Origin of the sequence: Plantibacter sp. M259, assembly GCF_006065115.1 — a bacterium.
In the GTDB taxonomy this organism is placed as follows: Bacteria; Actinomycetota; Actinomycetes; order Actinomycetales; family Microbacteriaceae; genus Plantibacter; species Plantibacter auratus.
Map to the genome: position 1 here is coordinate 1,949,525 of NZ_CP040750.1, position 19,669 is coordinate 1,969,193.

20 protein-coding genes are annotated in these 19,669 nt (G+C 69.3%); 14 read left to right on the top strand and 6 right to left on the bottom strand.

The features are described from left to right. Window positions 1-2: 2 nt before the first annotated feature. Window positions 3-1,325 (top strand): ABC transporter substrate-binding protein, encoded by a 1,323-nt coding sequence (locus FGL15_RS09010; RefSeq protein WP_138945772.1) that lies wholly within the window; start codon window positions 3-5, stop codon window positions 1,323-1,325. Window positions 1,326-1,332: 7 nt separating this feature from the next. After that, complete coding sequence (locus tag FGL15_RS09015) at window positions 1,333-3,432, top strand: alpha-galactosidase (protein WP_370282175.1); 2,100 nt, start codon at window positions 1,333-1,335, stop codon at window positions 3,430-3,432. 86 nt (window positions 3,433-3,518) lie between these two features. Here FGL15_RS09015 and FGL15_RS09020 read toward each other — a convergent pair whose 3' ends face one another. From FGL15_RS09020 to FGL15_RS09030, 3 genes are all read right to left on the bottom strand, one after another. Next, window positions 3,519-3,932, bottom strand: a complete 414-nt coding sequence (locus FGL15_RS09020; protein ID WP_138945773.1) for a peptidoglycan-binding protein — start codon at window positions 3,930-3,932, stop codon at window positions 3,519-3,521. A gap of 90 nt (window positions 3,933-4,022) precedes the next feature. Then, window positions 4,023-4,454: a hypothetical protein gene (locus FGL15_RS09025; RefSeq protein WP_138945774.1), complete on the bottom strand. Its 432-nt coding sequence runs from the start codon at window positions 4,452-4,454 to the stop codon at window positions 4,023-4,025. Window positions 4,455-4,559: 105 nt separating this feature from the next. After that, window positions 4,560-5,099, bottom strand: coding sequence for a hypothetical protein (locus tag FGL15_RS09030; RefSeq protein WP_138945775.1), 540 nt, complete (start codon window positions 5,097-5,099; stop codon window positions 4,560-4,562). A 272-nt stretch (window positions 5,100-5,371) separates the two neighbouring features. On the opposite strand from FGL15_RS09030, the gene FGL15_RS09035 reads away from it, so the two are divergent. From FGL15_RS09035 to FGL15_RS09055, 5 genes are all read left to right on the top strand, one after another. After that, the gene (locus FGL15_RS09035; RefSeq protein WP_138945776.1) at window positions 5,372-6,220 is read left to right on the top strand and encodes a carbohydrate ABC transporter permease; all 849 of its coding nucleotides are present in this window, start codon (window positions 5,372-5,374) and stop codon (window positions 6,218-6,220) included. Further along, the gene (locus tag FGL15_RS09040; RefSeq protein ID WP_240773876.1) at window positions 6,217-7,155 is read left to right on the top strand and encodes a carbohydrate ABC transporter permease; all 939 of its coding nucleotides are present in this window, start codon (window positions 6,217-6,219) and stop codon (window positions 7,153-7,155) included. Before FGL15_RS09035 ends, FGL15_RS09040 begins: the two co-directional genes overlap by 4 nt. 94 nt (window positions 7,156-7,249) lie before the next feature. After that, the gene (locus tag FGL15_RS09045; protein WP_138945777.1) at window positions 7,250-8,584 is read left to right on the top strand and encodes an ABC transporter substrate-binding protein; all 1,335 of its coding nucleotides are present in this window, start codon (window positions 7,250-7,252) and stop codon (window positions 8,582-8,584) included. 39 nt (window positions 8,585-8,623) lie between these two features. Continuing rightward, the gene (locus FGL15_RS09050) at window positions 8,624-10,528 is read left to right on the top strand and encodes a BNR-4 repeat-containing protein (RefSeq protein ID WP_138945778.1); all 1,905 of its coding nucleotides are present in this window, start codon (window positions 8,624-8,626) and stop codon (window positions 10,526-10,528) included. 73 nt (window positions 10,529-10,601) lie between these two features. Continuing rightward, the gene (locus tag FGL15_RS09055; protein ID WP_138945779.1) at window positions 10,602-11,495 is read left to right on the top strand and encodes a LacI family DNA-binding transcriptional regulator; all 894 of its coding nucleotides are present in this window, start codon (window positions 10,602-10,604) and stop codon (window positions 11,493-11,495) included. A gap of 61 nt (window positions 11,496-11,556) precedes the next feature. Here the strand turns inward: FGL15_RS09055 and FGL15_RS09060 are convergent, their stop codons facing one another. Further along, window positions 11,557-12,384 (bottom strand): DeoR/GlpR family DNA-binding transcription regulator, encoded by an 828-nt coding sequence (locus tag FGL15_RS09060; protein WP_205858714.1) that lies wholly within the window; start codon window positions 12,382-12,384, stop codon window positions 11,557-11,559. Between the two features lie 95 nt (window positions 12,385-12,479). Here FGL15_RS09060 and FGL15_RS09065 point away from each other — a divergent pair, with 95 nt between their 5' ends. From FGL15_RS09065 to FGL15_RS20850, 4 genes are all read left to right on the top strand, one after another. Further along, the gene (locus FGL15_RS09065; RefSeq protein ID WP_138945780.1) at window positions 12,480-13,478 is read left to right on the top strand and encodes an acetylxylan esterase; all 999 of its coding nucleotides are present in this window, start codon (window positions 12,480-12,482) and stop codon (window positions 13,476-13,478) included. A 12-nt stretch (window positions 13,479-13,490) separates the two neighbouring features. Continuing rightward, window positions 13,491-14,012 (top strand): GNAT family N-acetyltransferase, encoded by a 522-nt coding sequence (locus tag FGL15_RS09070; protein WP_138945781.1) that lies wholly within the window; start codon window positions 13,491-13,493, stop codon window positions 14,010-14,012. Window position 14,013: 1 nt separating this feature from the next. Beyond that, window positions 14,014-14,433, top strand: a complete 420-nt coding sequence (locus FGL15_RS09075; RefSeq protein WP_138945782.1) for a hypothetical protein — start codon at window positions 14,014-14,016, stop codon at window positions 14,431-14,433. Window positions 14,434-14,519: 86 nt separating this feature from the next. After that, window positions 14,520-14,894 carry a hypothetical protein gene (locus tag FGL15_RS20850; RefSeq protein ID WP_240773877.1) on the top strand — a complete coding sequence of 125 codons (375 nt, stop codon included), beginning with the start codon at window positions 14,520-14,522 and terminating at the stop codon, window positions 14,892-14,894. Between the two features lie 66 nt (window positions 14,895-14,960). On the opposite strand, the gene FGL15_RS21225 is transcribed toward FGL15_RS20850, so the two are convergent. Both FGL15_RS21225 and FGL15_RS21230 read right to left on the bottom strand, forming a co-directional pair. Further along, window positions 14,961-15,506 (bottom strand): MFS transporter, encoded by a 546-nt coding sequence (locus FGL15_RS21225; protein ID WP_205858715.1) that lies wholly within the window; start codon window positions 15,504-15,506, stop codon window positions 14,961-14,963. Continuing rightward, entirely contained in the window at window positions 15,503-16,309 is an 807-nt protein-coding gene (locus FGL15_RS21230; protein WP_205858716.1) for an MFS transporter, read from the bottom strand. The genes FGL15_RS21225 and FGL15_RS21230 overlap by 4 nt, the downstream gene beginning before the upstream one ends. Before the next feature lie 162 nt (window positions 16,310-16,471). On the opposite strand from FGL15_RS21230, the gene FGL15_RS09090 reads away from it, so the two are divergent. The 3 genes from FGL15_RS09090 (at window position 16,472) to FGL15_RS09095 (ending at window position 19,655) form a co-directional block, all read left to right on the top strand. Continuing rightward, window positions 16,472-18,310, top strand: coding sequence for an FAD-dependent oxidoreductase (locus FGL15_RS09090; RefSeq protein ID WP_240773878.1), 1,839 nt, complete (start codon window positions 16,472-16,474; stop codon window positions 18,308-18,310). 182 nt (window positions 18,311-18,492) lie between these two features. Beyond that, a complete protein-coding gene (locus FGL15_RS20860; protein WP_240773879.1) occupies window positions 18,493-18,819 on the top strand; it encodes a hypothetical protein in 327 nt (108 codons plus the stop codon). Between the two features lie 53 nt (window positions 18,820-18,872). After that, window positions 18,873-19,655: an IclR family transcriptional regulator gene (locus tag FGL15_RS09095; protein WP_138945783.1), complete on the top strand. Its 783-nt coding sequence runs from the start codon at window positions 18,873-18,875 to the stop codon at window positions 19,653-19,655. The last annotated feature ends 14 nt before the right edge of the window (window positions 19,656-19,669 follow it).

Consider the following 19,669-nt stretch of genomic DNA (forward strand, 5'->3'; position numbering starts at 1 on the left):
CTATGAACCTCAAGAGAACAGCGGTCGCCGCAGCGGTGCTGTCGGCCGTCGTCCTGAGCGGCTGCTCCTCCACCGGGTCGGAGGGCGGCAGTGCTGCTGCCTCCTGCGCCCCGGCCGAGGGCAAGGTCGACCTCAGCTTCACCTCCTGGATCCCCGGCATCGAGGAGGTCGTCGACGTCTGGAACAAGGAGAACCCCGACATCCAGGTCAAGGTCCAGACCGGCCCGAACGGCAACAGCGGTACCTACCAGAACTTCTTCAACCAACTGAAGGCCGGCAACGCCCCCGACCTCGGCCAGATCGAGTACGACGCCCTGCCGAACTTCCGCGTGCAGAACGGCCTCATGGACCTCGGTGCGTGCGACGACGTCATGGCCGCCAAGGACGACTTCGTCGACTGGACCTGGGGTCAGGTCTCGCTCGGTGAGTCCGACTCGGTCTACGCCGTCCCGCAGGACTCCGGCCCGATGGCCATGTTCTACCGCGCCGACCTGTTCGAGCAGAACGGGATCGCCATCCCGACGACGTGGGCCGAGTACAAGGAGGCCGCCAAGAAGGTCCGCGCCACCGGTGCGTACATCACGAACTTCTCGCAGGGCGACATCAACCAGTTCGCCGGCTTCGTCTGGCAGGCCGGCGGCAGCTGGTTCGACAACGACGGCTCCGACTGGACCGTCGACCTGACCGACCCCGCCTCCAAGAAGGTCGCCGACTACTGGCAGGACCTGATCGACGAGGACCTCGTCTCGACCGTCCCCACCTGGACGACCGAGTGGGACAACGCCTACAACTCCAGCGCCGCCTGGACCTGGAACTCCGCCGTCTGGGGCGCGAACTCCATCGCGTCGGGTGCTCCCGACACCGCCGGCAAGTGGGCCGTCGCGAAGGCTCCGCAGTGGGAGGCCGGCGACTCCGCGGCCGGCAACTGGGGCGGTTCCTCGACCGCCGTCTTCACCGGTTCCAAGCACCCCTATGAGGCGTCGAAGTTCGCGCTGTGGCTGAACACCTCCGATGAGGCGCTCACCATGCTCAACAAGAGCGCCAACATCTACCCGGCGACGAAGGAGGGCCTGAACCTGCCCGTCCTCAAGGAGGGCGTCGACTTCTACGGCGGCCAGCCGATCTACGATGTCTTCGCGGAGGCTTCCTCCGAGGTGTCGGAAGACTTCGCCTGGGGGCCGACGATGACGCAGACCTACAACGACGTGTCCGACGGCTTCAAGGCTGCGGTCTCCGGCGACGGAACCCTCCTCGACGCCCTCACCAAGGGCCAGTCGGCGACGATCGACGCCCTCAAGGCGCAGTCCATCCCCGTCAAGGAGTAACAGAGCAGTGATCCACCACCTTCGTGCCGCGGGCGTCAGCCTGATCGTCGACGCCCGCGGCACGGAGGTGCCCACCATCCTCCACTGGGGAGCCGATGTCGAACTGGCCGCCGACTCCCTCATCGCCCTCGCCGACGGGCTGACGCCGGCGATCCCGCCCTCCTCCATCGACGCCCCGCCGCGCCTCAGCCTGCTGCCCACCGTGTTCGACGGTTGGAGCGGCCGCCCGGGTGTCGGCGTGCACCGGCCGGGCGGAACCGATGCGTCGAACCTGCTCGCGCTGCGGCTGATCGACCAGCACGCCACCGAGACCTCGCTGACCCTCACGACCTCCGACGAGCGCGCCGCGGTGACGATCGTCTCGACGATCGAGTTGACCCCCCAGGGTGTGCTCCGCGTCCGGCACACGGTGCGGAACGACGCCGAGATCGACCGACCGCTCGCCGTCGACGCCCTCGCCGTCGTGCTCCCGGTTCCCGGCCGCGCCACCGAACTCCTCGACTTCACCGGTCTCTGGACGCACGAGCGCACGCCGCAGCGCCACCGCCTCGGGCAGGGCGCCTGGACGCGCGAGCACCGTCACGGACGACCCGGTCACGACGACGCGTTCCTGTCCGTCACGGGCGCACCCGGCTTCGACTTCCGCAGCGGTGAAGTGTGGGCGACCCACCTCGCGTGGAGCGGCGACAAGGTGATCTGGAGCGAGCGCTCGCCACTCGGCCCCGTGGTCACCGGCTCCGGTGAACTCCTCGCGCCCGGCGAGGTCACGCTGGCGCCGGGGGAGACCTACGAGTCGCCGTGGACGGTCGCCGTCTACTCCGACGCTGGTCTCGACGGCGTCTCGGCGCGACTGCACCCCTGGATCCGCTCGTGGAGCACGATCACGAAGCCCCGCCCGGTGGTGCTGAACACCTGGGAGGCCGTGTACTTCGACCACGACCTGCCGACACTGCTCACCCTCGTCGAGCAGGCGAAGCGCGTCGGTGTCGAGCGGTTCGTCCTGGACGACGGGTGGTTCACCGGTCGCACGGACGACCGCCGTGCGCTGGGCGACTGGTTCGTCGACCCGGAACGCTGGGCGGGCGGGCTGTCGCCACTCATCGACGCGGTCACGGGTGCCGGCATGGACTTCGGGCTGTGGGTCGAGCCGGAGATGGTGAACCCCGACTCGGAGCTCGCGCGCTCGCATCCCGATTGGGTCCTCGGGCACCCGGACGCCCCGACCTGGCGCTTCCAACGGGTGCTCGACCTCGACAACCCGGACGCCTTCGCGTACCTCCTCGGACGACTCGACGCGTTGCTGACCGAGTACGACATCGCGTTCCTCAAGTGGGATCACAACCGCGACCTCCTCGGCGGCTCGGCGCACCGGCAGACGACGGCGCTCTACCGACTGCTCGACGAGGTGCGTACCCTGCACCCCGGTGTCGACATCGAGTCCTGCGCGTCAGGTGGCGCGAGGATCGACCTCGGCATCCTCGAACGGGTCGAACGGGTGTGGACGAGCGACACGAACGACCCGCTCGAGCGGCAGTCGATCCAGCGCTACACGGGGCTCGTGATCCCACCGGAGTATCTCGGCGGACACCTCGGCGCGGCCCGTTCGCACACCACCTGGCGCACCTCGGACCTCTCGTTCCGCCTGGCCACGGCCCTCTTCGGGAGCGCTGGCATCGAGTGGAACCTCAACGAGGCGAGCGAGCCGGAGCTCGAGCTGATCGCGACATGGATCGCGCACTACAAGCGCCTCCGCCCGCTGCTGCACACGGGCGAGATCGTCCGCATGGACAGCGCCGACCCGGCACTGCACGCGCACGGGGTGATCGCCCAGGACCGCTCGTCCGCGATCGTCGCGCAGGTGGCGCTCGCCGCACCGCTGACGGCGATCCCCGCGCCACTTCGCGTGCCCGGCCTCGATCCCGAGCGTCGGTACCGGGTCCGCCCGCTCGACCTCGGCGCGCCCGCCCGGTCGATCCAGGACGTGCCGCCACTATGGCTGACCGAGGGCTCGGTCGTGCTCACCGGCCGCGCGCTGGCTGAGGTCGGGATCGCGATGCCGCTCCTCGCTCCCGAGCAGGCGCAGCTCTTCACGATCGACGCGGAGTAGCCTGCTCCGTTCGTTCGCCCATCTTCGGGCGAACGAGAACTCCCTCGCCCAAAGATGGGCGAGGGAGTGTCGTCGTGCGGGTCCGGTCAGATGTTGCAGCCGGAAGCGCGAGCCGCGTCGTACGGGTACCACGAGATCGGGCCGGGACCCATCTGCGGCCCGCAGAGGATGTTCCAGGTCTCGGCGCCCACGACGCCGTCGACCTGCATGCCCCAGTACGTCTGGAAGGCGACGACGGCTGCTCGGGTCTGGTCGCCGAACTGACCGTCGACCTCCAGGTTGGACACACCACCGGGGATCCTCGGTCCGAAGGCGTTGAGCAGGGTCTGGATGTTGGCGACGCACCCGCCGTCTCCGCCGATGGAGTACTGGTAGTCGACGCACTGGCCGGCTGCTGCGGCCGGTGCGGCGGTCGCCACGCCGCCGACGGAGCCGGCGATGGCGAGACCGAGGACGGCCCCCGCGATGGTGATCCTGTTGCGCATCGTTCGTGTGGTCATGTCATGTTCCTCTCGTTCGACTGCTCGGACATCACGAGCGTAGGTCGAGCGTCACGAACCCTGAATGGGCAGTGGTGCCCATGCCAGGGTTCAGTCCGCGAGGAGATCGGGCGGGGTGACGACCAAGCAGAGGACGCCCCAGAACATCGCGCCGAACACCGAGAGGACGACCGGCAGCGCGACCAGGTCGGATCCCGTGCCGGCCAGCCGGGTGAACTCCACCGACCACATCCAGACGACGAGACCCAGCACGGCTGCTCCTCCAGCGAGTGCTCGCTGCACCCGACGGTTCGCCTGCCACGACTCGCGGAGCCCGGCGATGCCGAGGACCGCGGCGACCACGGACAGCGCGAGCGGGACCGCGACCATGAGCCAGGTCGGCGCGGTCCCGTCGACCACTCCGCTCCGGTCGACGTGGACGTCGAGCGTCGATGGTGCGGTCGGCAGAATGGTCCAAGCAGCGACGATCCCAGCTGCCAGCGGGAGGCACATCATCCCGGCCGAGACGACTTCGCGGACCATCCTGCTCATCGGTTCGCCCCCCAGCGCCTCCGGTGTGTCCGTTCGTTCGCCCATCTTCGGGCGACCGTGTGCTCGTTCGCCCACGTTTGGGCGAACGAAGCACGGTCAGTCGATGCCGATGTCCTCGCCGACGACGGTGATCTGGGCCGGGACAGGCCAGGGGTGGTCGCCGACGGGCGCGAGACGGACGAGTTCGGTGACTCGGGGCGCCGGCGCACCAGCGGAACCGATGAGCCAGCCCCCCACGAGGAAGGTGGTGCCGGGGACCGACCACACGGCGATGCCGGTCACGCCGAAGTCGCCGTAGGCGCCGTCGGAGAACCGCACCGTGACGAGGTCACCGTGTGAGAGCTCGGAGAGCTGCGCGACGACGGCACCCGGGTCGGGGTCCACGGGGTCCAGCTCGGGAATCGTCTCGAGCACCTGCAGCGGCTTCGTCGGCTTGCCGTTCTGGTCGAGCGCCGTACCGGCCAGGAGGAGTCCGCCGATGATCGGCGAGCGGCGGGCCCGGCCGACGAGGTCGAACACGCCGTAGCGGGGCACGCTCAGACGCGCTTGCAGTGAAGCAGTGTCCTCGGCCGACTCGATGGCGGCCGTGAGGCCTTTGATGTCGCGGCGAGCAGGAGCGCTGAGGTCGTAGTTCACCCATCAACTCTCCCATGTCCACTCTGGCAGCGGACGGACGCTCTTAAAAGACAGTTTCAATCAAGTATGAACAGTCCGTTATGGAACCGTGACCACCGCGCGTTGACCTGTCACGCGGACACCGGGCATGCTGAACAACACTTGGCCGCTGATAAGAGCGCCTCCGCCCCAGGAAGCCCCGCATGCAGCGGAATGCTCCTCACAAGGATGTGAGTATGACGACTTCACAGTTAGATACAGTTTCGAACAAACCAAGACGGATGCCGGATGGGATGTTCGCGTTCGTCCTCGTCCTCCCGGGGCTCGCGCTCCTGGTGGCGGTCGTCGCCTATCCGCTGCTGACCGCGCTCGTCACGGCGTTCTTCAAGCAGAGCCTGGTCGTCCCCGGACGAGAGTTCGTCGGATTCCAGAACATCATCGACGTGCTCCAGGGTGACTTCCTCAAGCTGCTCGGGCAGACCATGGTCTTCACCCTCGGGACGACCATCGCCCCCTTCATCATCGGCTTCGCGCTCGCCCTCGCACTCAACACGCGCATCCGCGGTGCCAAGATGCTGCGCGGACTCATGCTGATCCCGTGGCTCGTTCCGGGTGTCGTCGTGTCGTTCCTCTGGATGTGGATCTTCAACGCGAACTACGGAGTGGCGAACGCCATCCTCGGTCTGTTCGGAATCGAGGCGCAGGCGTGGCTGGCACAACCGCAGACGGCCATGTTCGCGGTGATCGTGGCGAAGACCTGGCAGTCCTTCCCCTGGATCATGGTCATGCTGCTCGCCGGCCTGCAGACCGTGCCACAGGAACTCCATGAGGCGGCCGAGATGGACGGCGCCGGGACCATTCGACGCTTCTTCTCGATCACGGTCCCGCAGCTGAAGGGCATCATCGGCCTCGTCCTGCTGCTCGAGTTCATCTGGAACTTCCAGCACTTCGACATCATCTACGTCCTGACGGGCGGCGGTCCGGCTGGGAGCACCCAGACCTTCGCCACCGCCGTGTACGAGACCGCCTTCCGCGGCTTCGACCTCGGCCATGCGGGCGCCCTCGGGCTGCTCTGGCTCATCCTCCTGATGGCGCTCGTCGTCGTCTACGTCCGATTCTCGGAGAAAGGCGAGCAGAAATGAGCGTCTCCACCGCCCCGCCTGCACCGCAGGACACCACGCCGGACCCGCAACCCCCGTTCGTCGCGACCGACCTCGGCACCCTGCGACGCCGTCCGTCGCTCTTCCGCTCCGAGAGCCGGGCCGTGCGGATCAGCGCTTGGGTCGCGGTGATCGTCTGCGGCGGCTTCGGGCTGCTGCCGGTGTACTGGTTGCTGGCCACCTCGCTGACCCCGCGAGCCCAGGTCTTCTCCTACCCACCGAAGCTCTTCCCCACGGAGATCAGCTTCGAGGCCTACACCGCGCTCGCCTCGAACCCGGACCTGTTCGGTTACCTGCGGAACAGCATCATCGTGTCCGTCATCACCGCCCTGCTGTCCGTGATCGTCTCGGCCTACATGGGCTACTCGTTCTCCAAGTTCCGCTACCGCGGGCGTCGATCACTCATGTACTTCGTGCTCGCCTCGCAGATGTTCCCGCAGGCGCTGCTGCTGATCACCCTGTACTCGGTGTTCAGCGCCTACGGGCTCCTCAACACCTATGCGGCGCTGGTGCTCTCGTTCACGACGTTCACCCTGCCGCTGTGCGTCTGGATGCTGAAGGGGTTCTTCGACACGATCCCTGACGAACTCATCGAGGCGGCTCGCGTCGACGGGGCGTCCCGCCTGCGGATCATCCACTCCATCGTGCTGCCGCTGTCCGCACCCGGCCTGGTCGCCGCGGGCCTGTTCGCCTTCGTCCGCGGGTGGAACGACTTCATCTTCGCGCTCACGCTGGCGGGACCCGACAAGCAGACCCTCCCGCCCGGCCTCGTGAACACCTTCGTCGGTGAGGCGGCCACGGCTTGGCCCGAGCTCATGGCCGCATCGCTCGTCGTCTCCCTACCCGTGGCGATCGCGTTCATGGCCCTGCAGCGTCACCTCGTCGGCGGACTGACCGCCGGAGCCGTGAAGGGCTGAGCGCAGCACACCGAACCGGCCCGCCGCCGGTCTCCCCACAATCCGTTCCACCAACCCAGACACGTCCCACCAGGATCACGCTCGAGGAGGAGCCATGTCCCACACCACCCCGTCCTTCGCCACCACCGCCCAGCAGACCGTCATCACCCGCCGCCGTGCCCTGCAGTTCCTCGGCATCGGCGTCGCCGCAGCCACCCTCGCCGGATGTGCGCCCACCGGTGCCGCCCCCGGAGCGGGATCCATCCCGAAGGCGACCGCCGGCGGCACAGCGACCGACTTCGACTTCGCGAGCTGGTCGCTCACCGAGAAGGCTTCGGCACCCGCCATCCAGAGCCTCCTGCAGAAGTACGAGGGCAAGGCCAAGATCGACGTCGGTGAGGTGTCCTTCCCCTACAACGAGTACATCAACCAGCTCATGCTGCAGGTCCGCGGCGGTCAGTTCTCCGGTGTCGCCCACGTCGACGTCGCTTGGCTCGGCTCACTGGCGAGCCTCGGCAAGCTGCAGGACGTGTCCGGGCTGACCGAGGGACGCGGATACACGAAGGCCGGACTCACGGCCGCGACGTTCGACGGCGTGCAGTACGGCCTCCCGTGGACGATCGGCGCGATCGGCCTCGTCACCAACCAGGCGATCCTCGATCAGGCCGGCATCGGAGAGTTCCCCACGACGATCGACGAGTTCGAGGGCTCACTCAAGCAGCTCAAGGGCCTCGGCAACGGCATGATCCCCTACGCGGCGTCGACGAAGGCCGCGCAGCTGAAGGACATCCTCATCTGGATGCAGACCTTCGGCAGCCCCCTGGTCGACGGGGACACCGTGACGATCGGCGACGACGCCAGCATCGAGGCGGTCACCTGGTACAAGAGCCTGTACGACCAGGGCCTCATCGCCGCCGACGTCGACCGCTTCGACGCGCGCTCCCTCTTCGCGCAGGGCCGCACCGCGATCTACGACGACGCGATCGTCGGACGGAGCGCGGTGACCGGCGAGTCACCCGACCCCGACTTCGCGAGCAAGCTGCAGCCGGTCTCCCGGCCGGTCCTCAAGCAGGGGGACACGCCCCGCGCGCTCGTGTGGGGCGGGGCGCTCGCCGTGGTCGACGGTCCGGCCGCCGGCACCGCAGCGGACTTCGCCCAGTGGGTCACGTCCGACCCGGAGACCGTGCTCGAGGACTTCGCTGCCCGTGGTCTGCCGCCGGCGACCGAGGACGCGCTCAACTCCGACGCCGTGAAGAACGACTCGTTCGCCACGAACTTCAGCGACCGGATCACCAAGACGAGCTCGACGAACCCGTTCTGGAAGTTCGTCCAGTACTCGCAGATCGAGACGAAGATCGCGGAGAAGGTGCAGGCGGTCCTCGTCGGCCAGGAGAAGCCCGCTGAAGCCATGAAGGCCGCCGGGGCAGCCGCGCAGAAGCTCGTCGGCTGAGCCGCGGATCGGACGATCGTGACCGGCACCGGGAGAACCATGCGACGCAGCTCATCGAACACCGTCCGCGCGCTCGCCGCGTCCGCGCTCACGGTCCTCGCGCTGGGGGTGACGGCGCCGGCGGTCGCCGCTCCAGGAGGACCAGTGCGGAGCGACGCGGGTGCGAGTACGGTGACCGACTCGGTCGAGACCGTGCCCGTCACCGTCGACACGTCGAACCAGGCCGGCTGGTGGCGGCCGCTCGACGTCGTCGACGGCGTCACCTACTTCGCCTTCAACGCACCGGCGTCCACCGCCTCCAAGCACGAGGTCCACCTGGCCTCGCGGGGCGCGGACGGGACGTGGACCGAAGGGTGCCTGCGCTCGACGGCCGGCGGTGCCTGCGTGACCTTCACCGACGACAACGGTCACAACCAGCCGTCGATCGTGGTCGACGGCGACGGCATCATCCACGCCTTCGTGTCGATGCACAACGAGCAGTGGAACGTGTTCCGGTCCAGTGCACCCGGCGACGTCACCTCGCTCGTGGAGTCGACGTCGTCCATGCCCGACCTCGACGCGGCGATCACCTATCCGGTGACGGCGCGCGGCCCGGACGGCGACGCCTGGGTGCTCGTGCGCGTCGGGACGGACACGCAGGGGCGGCGGGAGGGGCGGCTCTACCGGTACGACCTCGACAGCGGTGTCTGGGAACGTGAGGCGGTGGTCGCCGCGGCGACCGGCTACTCCTTCTACCCCGACGACCTCGAGGTGGACGCCGACGGCCGCGTCCACGTGCTGTGGGAATGGGGCCCATTCCCGGCGGACCCCGCGCGGCACCTCGGCTCGTACGCGACGTACGACCCGTCCGACGGTTCCTTCGCCGACGTCGCGGGGACCGCGCTCACCGGACCGATCACCCCGACCACCCCGGGATCCGTCGTCTGGCGCCCCTTCGGTGCCGGTGAGGCCATCGGCAGCTACACGCCGGCGCTACAGACCGCGAAGCTCGCCCTCGACAACACGGAGCTCGCGGGGATCGTCTACCGGTTCGTCGAAGCCGACGAGACCGCGTACGACGTCCGGTACGTCTCGTGGGACGGCGGCGCCTGGAGCGACGAGTCGCTCGTCGACGTCTCCGCGCTCGGTTCGGGCGTCTCGACGGTCGCCGGCATCGATGCGACGAGCGCCGGTGGTGTCGACCGCGTGTACGCGGTCCTCGCCGTGCAGGTGTGCGGCGAGAACCGCAGCCAGGTGGTCCGACTCGAGCGCGGGGGAGCCGGCTCGGGCTGGGCGGCTCGCGTCGTCGGCGATCCGGCGTCCGGCCCACAGCGCCTGCGAGCGGAGACCTCGAGCGGGACGGACGTCCTGTATCTGACGGCGCCGGTCAGCGAGACCACGCGCGGGACCCTGCGCTGGGCCTCGATCCCCCGCGGTACGGCCGCGGAGACCGGCGGCACGACGCTCGCCGACATCGTGTCCGGACTCCGAGGCGACCTCGGCGGGACGAACGTCGCGCTCGGAGCCACGGTGACGGCTTCCTCCGCGCTCCGCGCCGACACTGGCGGGGCGCTCGCCGTCGACGGCGTGTGCACGGACGCGAGTCGCTGGATCTCCGCGGTCGGCGACACTGCACCCACGATCACGGCCGCCTGGCAGACCCCGACGGCGCTCGCCGAGGTCAGGGTCAAGAGTGGCTACGCCGGGGGAGCCTCGACCGATTCGGTGCTCCGCGACTTCGCGATCGAGGTCCGGACGGGCGGCGCCTGGGTCGAGGTCGGACGGTTCGACGACAATACCGCAGGCACCGTCACCGCGCCCGTGGACGGACTCGTCGTCGACGCGGTGCGCCTCCTCATCACCGACCCGTCCGCCTCGGCGACCGACGTCGCGCGGGTCTTCGAGATCGAGGCGATCGCGGCACCGGCCACCGAATCCGCGAGGAACGATGATGTCCCGAGATAGCGTTGTGCTCAGTCGGGACCGCAACGGTCCCGAGCGGCCGGGATCCACCCGGTCAGCAGTGAGGAGCAGCACCATGTCGGACGCCGCCTTCGGCTCTCAGCGGTCGGCACCGGTACCGCGCCGTTCGCGGACGGGCATGGTGGCGCTCGCCGTCCCGAACCTCGACGAACCGTACTTCGCGGAGCTCACGACGCTCCTCGTCCGTGGTGCCGACGAGCGTGGACTGTCGATCCTCATCCAGCACACGGAGGGCGACCACGACCGCGAGGTCGACATCGCCAACGGGGTGGGCCTGCCGCTCACGGACGGACTCATCCACATCCCCCGCTCGCTGACGGTCGGCGACCTCACGCGGCGGACCTCCCCGGGGCCCCTGGTGCTCCTCGGCGAGCACATCCAGGTCAGCCCGTTCACGCACATCTCGATCGACAACCGGGCGGCCGCCGACGCCGCGACGACGCACCTCGCCGAGGCCGGCTGCTCCCGTATCGCGTTCATCGGGCCCAGGGACGAACGTCCGTCCGACGCGGCGGATCAGCGGTACGCCGGGTATCGGGATGTGGTCGCGCGGCTCGAGCTCGCGCAGGAGCCGTCGCTGATCGGGCACGTCGACGCGTTCACCCCCGAGGAGGGACGCCGCGTGATGCGTCGGATGACCGCCGAGGGCGTCGAGCTCGAGGGCGTCGTCTGCTCCAACGACTCGATCGCCTTCGGCGTGCTCGCGGCCCTCCACGAAGCCGGCCGACGGGTGCCCGAGGAGGTCGCGGTGATCGGCATCGACGACGTCCACGCCGCCCAGTTCTCGACCCCGTCGCTCACGACGGTCGCTCCCGACTACGACGCGATCGTGCGCGCGGCCTTCACCGAGCTCGAACGCCAGATCGCTGCCCCGCCCGGTGCCGACACGCCGGTCCGGCACGTGGTCGTCGACGCACGGATCGTCGTGCGGGACAGCACGGCACGCTGAGGTCCATGAGCGGGAGGACAGGCCGGCGCTCCGCCGTGGCGGGGTGCTGGAGGTGTCGCGGTCAGGCGTCGATGCGGTCGTCGTCGGCGGAAGCGGAAGCGGAGGCGACCGGCGCGAGCCAGACCTCGCCGAACTGCGCGCGGAGCGTGGTCTCGACGTCCTCGGCCACGTCGTCGTCCATCACGAGGTGGTCCACCTCGCGGAGGTCGACGATCGTCGTCAGTCCGACGGCGCCCCACTTCGAGTGGTCGGCGAGGACGACGGAGCGGCGCCCGGCCCCGACGAACGCCCGGTTGGTCTCGGCCTCGAGGAGGTTCGAGGTCGTCAGCCCCGCCTGCAGGTCGATCCCGCGGACGCCGAGGAAGACGACGTCGCAGTGCAGGGACTCGATCGCGCGCACGGCGACCGGACCGACCAGGGCGTCCGAGGGGGTGCGGACGCCGCCGGTCAGCACGACCGTCTGGGTGTACGGCTCGTCGGCGCGGTCGGGCCGTGCGAACACGTCGGCCACCGGGAGGGAGTTCGTGACGATGGTGAGCTCCGGGATGGCTCGCAGCTCCTGCGCGAGGGTCCAGGTGGTGGTCCCGCCGGACAGGCCGACCGACATGCCGGGCTCGACGAGGATGGCCGCGCGACGGGCGATGGCGCGCTTCTCTGCCAGCAGTCGGCGTGCCTGGTTGGGGAAGCCCAGCTCGGCACGGTCGGGCAGCCGGGGCGTGGTGGCGCCACCACGGACGCGGTCGACGAGGCCCTCCGTCGCGAGTTGCTCGATGTCGCGGCGCACGGTCATCTCGCTGACGCCGAGTGCGGTCGCGAGGTCGACGACGCTCGCCGCACCATTGCGGCGCACCTCCGACATGATCTGCGATCTGCGTTCCGCACCGAGCACAGCATCCTCCTTCGACCCGGTTGCCAGTCTGGCACGCGTGCGCGGCGAACCTCGGCACCGGCGATCCACGACGACGAGACGGAGGCGGACGACGCATGCGTGAGGTACGACATCGGGACTGGTTCGGCGACGTGGTTCGCGACGGCACCTACGGCTACGACCTCGAGGCGCTCCTGGCGGTCGAACCGGTCGTGCCGCCGGCCGGATTCGAGGAGCTGTGGCGCGGGTGGTACGCGGCGGCACGTGAGGTGTCTCCGGATCCGGTCTTGACCCCGATCGGCCGACAGGGTGCCCACGAGGTCTTCGTCGTGGAGCACACGGCCGCCGACGGCCTTCGCCTCCGCGGATGGCTCGCCACGCCGGCGGGCGGGCAGGCGCGCTTCGGGATGGTGCACGGGCACGGCTACGGCGGGCGGGGCGCGCCGGACTGGTCCCGCGTCCCGGACGAGGCCGCCGTCATCTTCCCGATCGCCCGCGGTCAGGGCGTCTTCAACACCGGACTCGGGGCACCGACGCCGGAGGACGGGCATGTCCTGTTCGGCATCGACAGCGTCGAGCGGTACGCGCTCGGCCGCTGTGCCGTCGACCTCTGGCACGCGGCGTCGGCGCTGCTCGACGTCGTCGGACCGCTCCCGCTCTACCTCGTCGGTGAGAGCTTCGGCGGTGGGATCGGTGCGCTCGCCCTGCCGTGGGACGACCGCTTCGTCGGAGCGACGCTCGTGGTGCCGAGCTTCGGTCAGTACGACCTGCGTCTGCGCCTGCCGTGCGAGGGGAGCGGGGAGCGTGTGCGACACCACGTCGCCGAGCACCCGGAGGCGCGCGAGGTCCTGCGGTTCTTCGACGCCTCGACGGCCGCGGGGTTCATCCACGTGCCGGTGCGGGTGGAGGCCGCGCTCTGGGACGGACACGTGCCACCACCCGGGCAGTTCGCCGTCGCCAACGCGCTCGAGGACCTCGAGCTGAGTGTCCTCCCCGCCGGGCACACCGAGTACCCGGGGCTCGAAGCCGTGCTGGAGGAGTCGTACGCGGCGACGAGGGCGCACGCACTCCGGTCGGTCGCGCGGGCGGTGGCAGGAGCTGCCGGCGAGAGGTGAGAGGGTGGAACGATGATCGCCGCGCTCACGCTCCCCGCCACCCTCACCACGCCAGGACAGGAGCTGATGCTCCGCCGGGCCACCCTCGCCGACCTCGATGCGCTGATGGCGCTCCTCGCCGACGACCCGATCAGTGCGTCCCGCGGTGACCTGGCCCAGGAGAGCGATCTCCCCGCCTACGAGCGTGCGCTCGCGGACCTCATCGACGACCCGGCGAACGAGATTTTGCTGGTCGTCGACGCGGCGGACGCCGTCATCGCCACCATGCAGCTGACACGGATCCCCGGGATGGCTCGCCGCGGCTCCACCCGACTGCTCGTCGAAGCCGTGCGGGTCTCCTCCGCGCTGCGATCCGGCGGTGTGGGATCGGCCATGATGCGCTGGGTGACGGACGTCGCCGCTCCGGCGACCGGTTCGTCGATCGTGCAGTTGACCTCCGACGAGGCCCGGGTCGACGCCCACCGCTTCTACGAACGACTCGGCTTCGTCGGCTCGCACCGCGGCTTCAAGTACGCCGTAACGGCCGTGAGCTGACATGGAGTTCGTCCGCACACTCGCCCGCTGGCTCCTCGGAGCCGTCCTCACCTTCGCCGGCGTCGGCCACCTCACCTTCGCGCGGCAGTCGTTCGTCGCCCAGGTGCCGCAGTGGCTGCCCCTGCCGGTCGACGTGGTCGTCGTTGCGTCGGGAGTCGTCGAGATCCTGCTCGGCCTCTCGCTGATCCTGCTCGCCCGGTACCGCGTCGCCGTCGGCTGGATCGTCGCCGCCTTCTTCGTCGCCGTCTTCCCCGGCAACATCGAGCAGTTCGTGCGCGAAACCGACGCCTTCGGGTTGGACAGCGACATCGCCCGTGCCGTCCGCCTGGTCTTCCAGCCCCTCCTCGTCGCCTGGGCGCTGTGGTCCACTGGTGCCTGGCGCGCGTGGCGGTCGCGGCGCCGCCGGAACACGACGCGCTGAGCGCGATCGCTAGGAGGCCTAGTCATCTCGCCCGGGTGCCTGTCAAGGGGCCCTGGTTCGCAGCATCCATCCGGCAGGGTTGATCCATGCGATGCATTACCTACGCCGGCGAGAACGTCGTGACGACCGACGAGGTCGCGCAGCTCCTGGTCGAACTGACGGCAGAACTGGCCAAGCGCGGCCGTGCTGAGGCCGTCACCATCCCGATCGTGGTCGAGCCCGACGGCGATGAGGACGGGCCGGCGTCCGCGCAGCTCGTCATCGGCCTCGGCAACGACGTCCTCTCAGTGCCCCACAGCTGGACCGACGAGGTCCCCGACTTCAGTGAGGGACGAGACCGCCTGCAGGGCTACCTCGACGACATCCGCCCGTCAACGACGGCCTACGAGCCGCGCGACTCCATCGAGACCACGGACGTGCTCGAAGACCCTGACCTCGACCTGCGCGACTTCACCCGCTGAGTCGTCCCTGAACGACAACGCCGGCGTCGACCCCTCGGGTCGACGCCGGCGTTCGTTCGGGTCCGCTCAGCGCGGGAGCGGCAGCTTAGCCGTCTCGCGGGCCCGCAGCACGACGATCAACGTGATGAGCGCCGCCGCCATCACGTAGAACGCGGGCGCGAACCGGTTGCCCGTCGAGGCGATCAGGAACGTCGCGAAGTAGGGTGTGATCCCACCGAACACGGCGACCGACAGGTTGTACGCGATCGCCATCGAGCCGTAACGGATACTGGTCGGGAACAGCTCGGCCATCGCAGCACTCGACGCACCGTCGTACGCCGCCATGAAGACGCCGAGGATCACCATCGCGACAGCCGCGGCGGCGAAGTTGCCCGCACTCATGAGCATGAGCGTCGGATACGTCAACACCAGGAACCCGACGCAACCGGCGATCATCACGGGCTTCCGTCCGATGCGGTCGCTCAGCAGGCCCATGAAGGGTACGAGGATCGCGATCGCGAGCAGCCCGAGCACCGTGACCCCGTAGCTGAGCGACTGCGAGTAGCCGAGGTCGGTCTGCAGGTACGACGGCATGAAGGTCTGCAGGATCCAGTGGCCGACCGCCTTGATCACGACGAAGCCGACGCAGAAGAGCAGCGCTTTCCACGAGGTCCGCAACGACGTGCGCAGCGGTGACTTCGAGACGGCCCCTTCGCTTGGATCGCCTGGAATTCCGGGGTGTCCTCGAGCTTGTTCCGCAGGTAGAGGCCGGCGAGGCCGAGTGGCAGGGCGAGGAAGAAGAGGGCGCGCCAACCCCACTCGTTGAGGGCGTCCGTGCCGAGTGTGGAGGTGAAGAGGAGGACGAGACCTGCCCCGACCACGAAGGCCGCGAAGCCGAACACGTCGATGAAGCTCGTCACGAAGCCGCGTCGGTTGGACGGGGCGTACTCGGCGAGGAGCGTGGTGGCGCCGGAGCTCTCGCCGCCGGCGGCGAAGCCCTGCACGAGCCGCACGATCACGAGCAGGATCGGCGCCCAGAGGCCGATGAGGTCGAACGTCGGCAGGAGGCCCATGACGACCGTCGCCCCGGACGTCACGAGGATCACCGTCGCGAGGACGGTCTTCCGGCCGATGCGATCGCCGAGCGAGCCCCAGAAGAGGCCACCGAGGGGGCGCATCACGAAGCCGGCGCCGAACACCGCGAACGCGGACAGGAGGGCCGCCTGCGTGTTGCCCTGCTGGAAGAAGTTGAGGCTGATGACCGTCGCGAGCGTGCCGTACAGACCGAAGTCGAACCATTCGACGAAGTGTCCGGCCCCCGCGGCCCAGATGACCTTCCGCATCCGGCGTGATCGTTCAGCGTCGTCGTAGGGGGTCTGCGCACTGTGCGCGGCGGCTTCGGCCAGGGCTGCGGCCTGGGTCCTGCTCTCGTCCATCGGTCCTCACATCGTTGTCGGGGTGCTTCGAGGTTCACCTGCCGAAGAATCTTACCCACTGAATGGGAAAGTCGTACCGCTGAATGGTAGCGTGGCAACCGTCCGGTGGTCGACACGTGTCCGACGGCTTCCAGGATCACGCATCACGAAGGAGTGTCTCCCATGCAGCACCGCACCCAGTCCGCCGACGTCGTCGTCATCGGCGGTGGTCTCGCGGGGGTCTCGGCCGCCGTCGCGGCCGCCCGTCTCGGCTCCCGGGTCTCGCTCGTCACGAACCGGCCGGTGCTCGGTGGCAACTCGTCGAGCGAGGTGCGGGTGTGGGTCGTCGGCGCGACCGCGCACGGCCACCAGCGGTTCGCGCGGGAGACCGGGATCATGGGGGAGCTCTTCCTCGAGAACCAGTACCGCAATCCGGAGGGCAATCCGTTCTACTGGGACCAGACCGTCCTCGACCTCGTGCGCGCCGAGCCGAACCTGCAGCTGCACCTCAACACCGACGTCCGCATCGTCACGATGCAGGAGCCGGCGGACGGTGAGGAGTCGCCGTCGCAGCGGATCGCGTCCGTCACCGGATGGACGATGGGCAGCGAGATCGAGACCGAGTTCGTCGCCCCTGTCTTCATCGACTGCACGGGAGACGGGCTGGTGGGTCACCTGGCGGGTGCGACCTCCCGCATCGGTCGCGAGGGCCGCGCCGAGCTCGGTGAGCCGTGGGCGCCCGAGGTGGCGGACGACGAACTCCTCGGCAGCTCGATCTTCTTCTACACGAAGGACGCCGGACGCCCCGAGCGGTTCGTCGCCCCTGACATCGCGCGCGACATCCGCGACACCCCGATCCTCACCAACCGGATCATCCGGACCGGCGACAACGGCTGCAACTACTGGTGGATCGAGTGGGGCGGCGAGCTCGACACCGTCGCTGAGAACGAGCAGATCCGCGACGAGCTGTGGAGCGTCGTCTTCGGGATCTGGGACTACATCAAGAACTCCGGCGAGTTCGACGCCGACACCCTCACGCTCGAGTGGGTCGGATCGATCCCGGGCAAGCGTGAGTACCGCCGGCTCCTCGGAGACCACACCCTCACGCAGAACGACCTGCTCGACCAGGTCGACTTCGAGGACACCGTGGCCTTCGGAGGGTGGTCGATCGACCTGCACCCTGTCGAAGGCGTCTACGCCGAGACCGCCGGTGCGCAACAGCGCTTCAGCAACGGCACCTACGGGATCCCCTTCCGCAGCCTGTACTCGCGGGACGTCGGCAACCTGCTGTTCGCCGGACGCAACATCTCCGCCTCCCACGTCGCGTTCGGGTCCACCCGCGTCATGGCGACCTGCGCCACGCAGGGTCAGGCGGTGGGGACGGCTGCGGCGCTCATCGCCCGCGATGGACTGACGCCGCGGGAGCTCGCCGGGCAGGCGCTCCCGCTCCTGCAGCGCACGCTTCTCCGCGAGGACGCCCCGGTCATCGGCATCACCACGGACGACCCCGACGATCTGTCCAGGCGGGCGACGGTCTCCGCCTCGAGCGCGCTCGACGCGATCTCCACGCTGGAGCACCTCGGCTCCGGCGAGCGGTTCAGCCTCGACCGCGACGTCGCGATCCTCGTACCCGTCGCGCCGTCACTCGACCAGATCACCCTGCTCGTCGACGCCGCACGCGACACGACCCTCCGCGTCGAACTGTGGAGCACGGGCAAGCGCCAGAACGCCGTGCCGGTCGAGCACCTCCTCGATGGAGCCGCGGAGATCGCTGCCGGGGTCGGCGTGTCGGCCACCGTCCGCTTCGGATGGACGCCGGAGATCGAGCAGAACGCGGTGCTCGTCGTCCGCGCCAACCCGGACATCAGCCTGCTCCTCACTGAAGGCCACCCCTACGGGCTCCTCGTGCTGACCGCCAAGCACGCTTCGGACGAGGTGTTCGACGACCACATCCCGAGGAGCAGGACCAGGCGATCCTCGACTGGAACGCCCGGAAGCTCCGCGGCCGAAGCGTCGCGCTGACCGTCGGTGGTGACACCACGGCGTACCGCCCGGAGCGGATCGTCGACGGCTACCAACGTCCCTACGGTGGACCGCACCTGTGGTCCTCGGAGCGACTCGACGACAACCGCGATCTGGTCGCCGAGCCCGAGGTCCTCACCCTGCACTGGGATGAGCCGGTCGATGTCGCGTCCGCCCGGATCGTGTTCAACGACGACGTCGACGTGGACCTCATCAACCTGCACCACCACCGCACGGACTTCGAGGCGGTGCCGGAGCTCGTCGCCGACTACCGACTCGAGGTGAGACCGGCGGGTGCGGCTGAAGGGACGTGGACGGTGTTGGCCGAGGTCGAGGGGAACCGCCACCGCCACCGGATCCACGATGTCGAACCCGTGCGGGTCGATGCCCTCCGTGTCGTCGTCACGGCCACGAACGGGTCGCCCTACGTGAGTGTCGCGAGTGTGAAGGTCTTCGAGCAGCCGAGCGGGCGCACCACCCGGCCGCGCCGAGCCCGACCGCTACGCTGAACACGGCCTCCGAGGCCGGACATCCGAACCGACACCGACACCGTGGAGGACCCGTGGCAGGTGAGATCCAGCAGGGCATCGGCCGTGCGGCATCCGTGCTCGCCGTTCTCGGCGCATCGACCACCGGACCGTTGCGGGCCTCCGACATCGCCCGTGCGACCGGTCTCGGCACTTCGACGACCGCACGCCTCCTCGGCACGCTCGAGGAGCTCGGCTATGTGACGAAGGCGGCCGACAGTCCGTCCTACGCCATCGGCGCGACCATCCTGGCGCTCGCTAGCGAGGGGCTCAACCAGAACCCGGTGCACCGGGAGTCGCGTGCTCCCGCTCAGGAGCTCGCGCAGCGGATCGGTCTCAGCGTCAACGTCGGCGTCCTCGACGGCTCGAGCCTCATCTACCTCTGCCACTTCGAGGGAGCCCTCGCACCCAAGTCGCACTCGATGATCGGGCTGCGCCAGCCGCTGCACGCGTCCGCGCTCGGCAAGTGTCTGCTCCTCGACCTCGACGCGGACGGCCTCCGTGCGCTGCTCGGTGACGAGCCGCTCCCGCGCTACACGGCCAACACCGTCACGGAGCACGCGGCGCTCGCCGCCGAGCTCGCGACGGCGCGGGAACGCGGCGTCTGCATGGAGGACCAGGAGCTCGCGTTGGGTCGTCTCGGGATCGCGGCGCCCATCCGCGACGCGAACGCCAGAGTCGTGGCGGCGATCTCCATCTCGGGTCGACTGAGCCTGATGCGTGAGCGCGACCTCGACGTCCTCACCGAGGACCTCATCGAGGTGGCCGACCGCAGCAGCGTTGGTCTCGGACTCATCTCCGCGATCCCGTCCTCCTGACCCGTCCTCCCGCA